Origin of the sequence: Streptomyces noursei (assembly GCF_001646665.1) — a bacterium.
Taxonomy (GTDB): domain Bacteria; phylum Actinomycetota; class Actinomycetes; order Streptomycetales; family Streptomycetaceae; genus Streptomyces; species Streptomyces lavendulocolor.
Map to the genome: position 1 here is coordinate 1 of NZ_LWBU01000148.1, position 5220 is coordinate 5220.

The following is a 5220-nucleotide window of genomic DNA, read 5'->3' on the forward strand; positions in this document are numbered from 1 at the left end:
ACACAGTGGACGCGAGCAACTGAGGACAAGCCCTCGGCCTATTAGTACCGGTCAACTCCACCCATTACTGGGCTTCCATATCCGGCCTATCAACCCAGTCGTCTACTGGGAGCCTTACCCTCTCAAGGAGGTGGGAATACTCATCTCGAAGCAGGCTTCCCGCTTAGATGCTTTCAGCGGTTATCCCTCCCGAACGTAGCCAACCAGCCATGCCCTTGGCAGAACAACTGGCACACCAGAGGTTCGTCCGTCCCGGTCCTCTCGTACTAGGGACAGCCCTTCTCAATATTCCTACGCGCACAGCGGATAGGGACCGAACTGTCTCACGACGTTCTAAACCCAGCTCGCGTACCGCTTTAATGGGCGAACAGCCCAACCCTTGGGACCGACTCCAGCCCCAGGATGCGACGAGCCGACATCGAGGTGCCAAACCATCCCGTCGATATGGACTCTTGGGGAAGATCAGCCTGTTATCCCCGGGGTACCTTTTATCCGTTGAGCGACGGCGCTTCCACAAGCCACCGCCGGATCACTAGTCCCGACTTTCGTCCCTGCTCGACCCGTCGGTCTCACAGTCAAGCTCCCTTGTGCACTTACACTCAACACCTGATTGCCAACCAGGCTGAGGGAACCTTTGGGCGCCTCCGTTACTCTTTAGGAGGCAACCGCCCCAGTTAAACTACCCATCAGACACTGTCCCTGATCCGGATCACGGACCCAGGTTAGACATCCAGCACGACCAGAGTGGTATTTCAACGGCGACTCCACCTGAACTGGCGTCCAAGCTTCACAGTCTCCCACCTATCCTACACAAGCCGAACCGAACACCAATATCAAACTGTAGTAAAGGTCCCGGGGTCTTTCCGTCCTGCTGCGCGAAACGAGCATCTTTACTCGTAGTGCAATTTCACCGGGCCTATGGTTGAGACAGTCGAGAAGTCGTTACGCCATTCGTGCAGGTCGGAACTTACCCGACAAGGAATTTCGCTACCTTAGGATGGTTATAGTTACCACCGCCGTTTACTGGCGCTTAAGTTCTCAGCTTCGCCCTGTCGAAACAGAGCTAACCGGTCCCCTTAACGTTCCAGCACCGGGCAGGCGTCAGTCCGTATACATCGCCTTACGGCTTCGCACGGACCTGTGTTTTTAGTAAACAGTCGCTTCTCGCTGGTCTCTGCGGCCACCCCCAGCTCGAGCAGCAAGTGCTCTCACCAGTGATGGCCCCCCTTCTCCCGAAGTTACGGGGGCATTTTGCCGAGTTCCTTAACCATAGTTCACCCGAACGCCTCGGTATTCTCTACCTGACCACCTGAGTCGGTTTAGGGTACGGGCCGCCATGAAACTCGCTAGAGGCTTTTCTCGACAGCATAGGATCATCCACTTCACCACAATCGGCTCGGCATCAGGTCTCAGCCTCAATGTGTGACGGATTTGCCTATCACACGGCCTACACCCTTACCCCGGGACAACCACCGCCCGGGCTGGACTACCTTCCTGCGTCACCCCATCGCTTACCTACTACAGGTCTGGTCCGTCGGCTCCACCACTCCCCTTTGCCCGAAGGCTCCGGGGCGGCTTCACGGACTTAGCATCGCCTGGTTCGATATTGGGCGTTTCAAAGCGGGTACCGGAATATCAACCGGTTGTCCATCGACTACGCCTGTCGGCCTCGCCTTAGGTCCCGACTTACCCTGGGCAGATCAGCTTGACCCAGGAACCCTTAGTCAATCGGCGCACACGTTTCTCACGTGTGTATCGCTACTCATGCCTGCATTCTCACTCGTGAACCGTCCACAACTCGCTTCCGCGGCTGCTTCACCCGGCACACGACGCTCCCCTACCCATCACAGTCCCCGTTGGGGGTATGTACTGCAATGACACGACTTCGGCGGTACGCTTGAGCCCCGCTACATTGTCGGCGCGGAATCACTTGACCAGTGAGCTATTACGCACTCTTTCAAGGGTGGCTGCTTCTAAGCCAACCTCCTGGTTGTCTCTGCGACTCCACATCCTTTCCCACTTAGCGTACGCTTAGGGGCCTTAGTCGATGCTCTGGGCTGTTTCCCTCTCGACCATGGAGCTTATCCCCCACAGTCTCACTGCCGCGCTCTCACTTACCGGCATTCGGAGTTTGGCTAAGGTCAGTAACCCGGTAGGGCCCATCGCCTATCCAGTGCTCTACCTCCGGCAAGAAACACACGACGCTGCACCTAAATGCATTTCGGGGAGAACCAGCTATCACGGAGTTTGATTGGCCTTTCACCCCTAACCACAGGTCATCCCCCAGGTTTTCAACCCTGGTGGGTTCGGTCCTCCACGAAGTCTTACCTCCGCTTCAACCTGCCCATGGCTAGATCACTCCGCTTCGGGTCTTGAGCGCGCTACTGAATCGCCCTGTTCGGACTCGCTTTCGCTACGGCTTCCCCACACGGGTTAACCTCGCAACACACCGCAAACTCGCAGGCTCATTCTTCAAAAGGCACGCAGTCACGAGATGCAAGCAAGCTTGCATCCGACGCTCCCACGGCTTGTAGGCACACGGTTTCAGGTACTATTTCACTCCGCTCCCGCGGTACTTTTCACCATTCCCTCACGGTACTATCCGCTATCGGTCACCAGGGAATATTTAGGCTTAGCGGGTGGTCCCGCCAGATTCACACGGGATTTCTCGGGCCCCGTGCTACTTGGGTGTCTCTTAAACGAGCCGTCAATGTTTCAGCTACGGGGGTCTTACCCTCTACGCCGGACCTTTCGCATGTCCTTCGCCTACATCAACGGTTTCTGACTCGTCTCACAGCCGGCAGACTGTGAAAAAGAGATCCCACAACCCCGCATGCGCAACCCCTGCCGGGTATCACACGCATACGGTTTGGCCTCATCCGGTTTCGCTCGCCACTACTCCCGGAATCACGGTTGTTTTCTCTTCCTGAGGGTACTGAGATGTTTCACTTCCCCTCGTTCCCTCCACACTGCCTATGTGTTCAGCAGCGGGTGACAGCCCATGACGACTGCCGGGTTTCCCCATTCGGAAACCCCCGGATCAAAGCCTGGTTGACGGCTCCCCGGGGACTATCGTGGCCTCCCACGTCCTTCATCGGTTCCTGGTGCCAAGGCATCCACCGTGCGCCCTTAAAAACTTGGCCACAGATGCTCGCGTCCACTGTGCAGTTCTCAAGCAACGACCAGCCACCCATCACCCGCACCCTAAGGTCCGGTTCACTGGGGCCGGCATCGCGAAGATAAGGAACGAAGTCCGTACCTTCAGACACCCAACAGCGTGCCCGACACGATCCGATCAGATTCACGTTCCACGCCGAAGCAGTACTAGTGACCTCACCCAACCGTGCCGAATAATCAACGTTCCACCCATGAGCAACCAGCATCGGACATTCGCCGATGTTCTGGCCTCTGACCAGCCGAAGCTGGTGAGAAGTGCTCCTTAGAAAGGAGGTGATCCAGCCGCACCTTCCGGTACGGCTACCTTGTTACGACTTCGTCCCAATCGCCAGTCCCACCTTCGACAGCTCCCTCCCACAAGGGGTTGGGCCACCGGCTTCGGGTGTTACCGACTTTCGTGACGTGACGGGCGGTGTGTACAAGGCCCGGGAACGTATTCACCGCAGCAATGCTGATCTGCGATTACTAGCAACTCCGACTTCATGGGGTCGAGTTGCAGACCCCAATCCGAACTGAGACCGGCTTTTTGAGATTCGCTCCGCCTCACGGCTTCGCAGCTCTTTGTACCGGCCATTGTAGCACGTGTGCAGCCCAAGACATAAGGGGCATGATGACTTGACGTCGTCCCCACCTTCCTCCGAGTTGACCCCGGCAGTCTCCTGTGAGTCCCCATCACCCCGAAGGGCATGCTGGCAACACAGAACAAGGGTTGCGCTCGTTGCGGGACTTAACCCAACATCTCACGACACGAGCTGACGACAGCCATGCACCACCTGTATACCGACCACAAGGGGGCGACCATCTCTGGCCGTTTCCGGTATATGTCAAGCCTTGGTAAGGTTCTTCGCGTTGCGTCGAATTAAGCCACATGCTCCGCTGCTTGTGCGGGCCCCCGTCAATTCCTTTGAGTTTTAGCCTTGCGGCCGTACTCCCCAGGCGGGGAACTTAATGCGTTAGCTGCGGCACCGACGACGTGGAATGTCGCCAACACCTAGTTCCCAACGTTTACGGCGTGGACTACCAGGGTATCTAATCCTGTTCGCTCCCCACGCTTTCGCTCCTCAGCGTCAGTAATGGCCCAGAGATCCGCCTTCGCCACCGGTGTTCCTCCTGATATCTGCGCATTTCACCGCTACACCAGGAATTCCGATCTCCCCTACCACACTCTAGCCTGCCCGTATCGAATGCAGACCCGGGGTTAAGCCCCGGGCTTTCACATCCGACGCGACAAGCCGCCTACGAGCTCTTTACGCCCAATAATTCCGGACAACGCTTGCGCCCTACGTATTACCGCGGCTGCTGGCACGTAGTTAGCCGGCGCTTCTTCTGCAGGTACCGTCACTTTCGCTTCTTCCCTGCTGAAAGAGGTTTACAACCCGAAGGCCGTCATCCCTCACGCGGCGTCGCTGCATCAGGCTTTCGCCCATTGTGCAATATTCCCCACTGCTGCCTCCCGTAGGAGTCTGGGCCGTGTCTCAGTCCCAGTGTGGCCGGTCGCCCTCTCAGGCCGGCTACCCGTCGTCGCCTTGGTAGGCCATTACCCCACCAACAAGCTGATAGGCCGCGGGCTCATCCTTCACCGCCGGAGCTTTCCACCACCGAAGATGCCCTCAGTGGTCGTATCCGGTATTAGACCCCGTTTCCAGGGCTTGTCCCAGAGTGAAGGGCAGATTGCCCACGTGTTACTCACCCGTTCGCCACTAATCCCCCACCGAAGCGGGTTCATCGTTCGACTTGCATGTGTTAAGCACGCCGCCAGCGTTCGTCCTGAGCCAGGATCAAACTCTCCGTGAATGTTTACCCGTAATCGGGTTGACACTCGCGTTGAGCGGAACCGGAGGAGAGGAATAGTCTCCTCGGTTCTCAGCGTCCTCGCTGTGTTTTCTTCAAAGGAACCTCGACCATCCGAAGATGGACGGGGTATCAACTAATCTGGCGTTGATTTTTGGCACGCTGTTGAGTTCTCAAGGAACGGACGCTTCCTTCGTACTCACCCTCTCGGGCTTTCCTCCGGGCGCTTCCCTTCGGTCTTTCGTGTTTCCA

Annotated in this window: 2 rRNA genes; both read right to left on the minus strand. The window is 57.3% G+C overall.

Annotation, left to right across the window (positions count from 1 at the left end):
- Positions 1-21: 21 nt before the first annotated feature.
- Positions 22-3143 (minus strand): 23S ribosomal RNA (locus tag A4V12_RS12085).
- A gap of 300 nt (positions 3144-3443) precedes the next feature.
- Positions 3444-4971 (minus strand): 16S ribosomal RNA (locus tag A4V12_RS12090).
- The 16S and 23S rRNA genes sit together here, the layout of an rRNA operon.
- Positions 4972-5220: the final 249 nt, after the last annotated feature.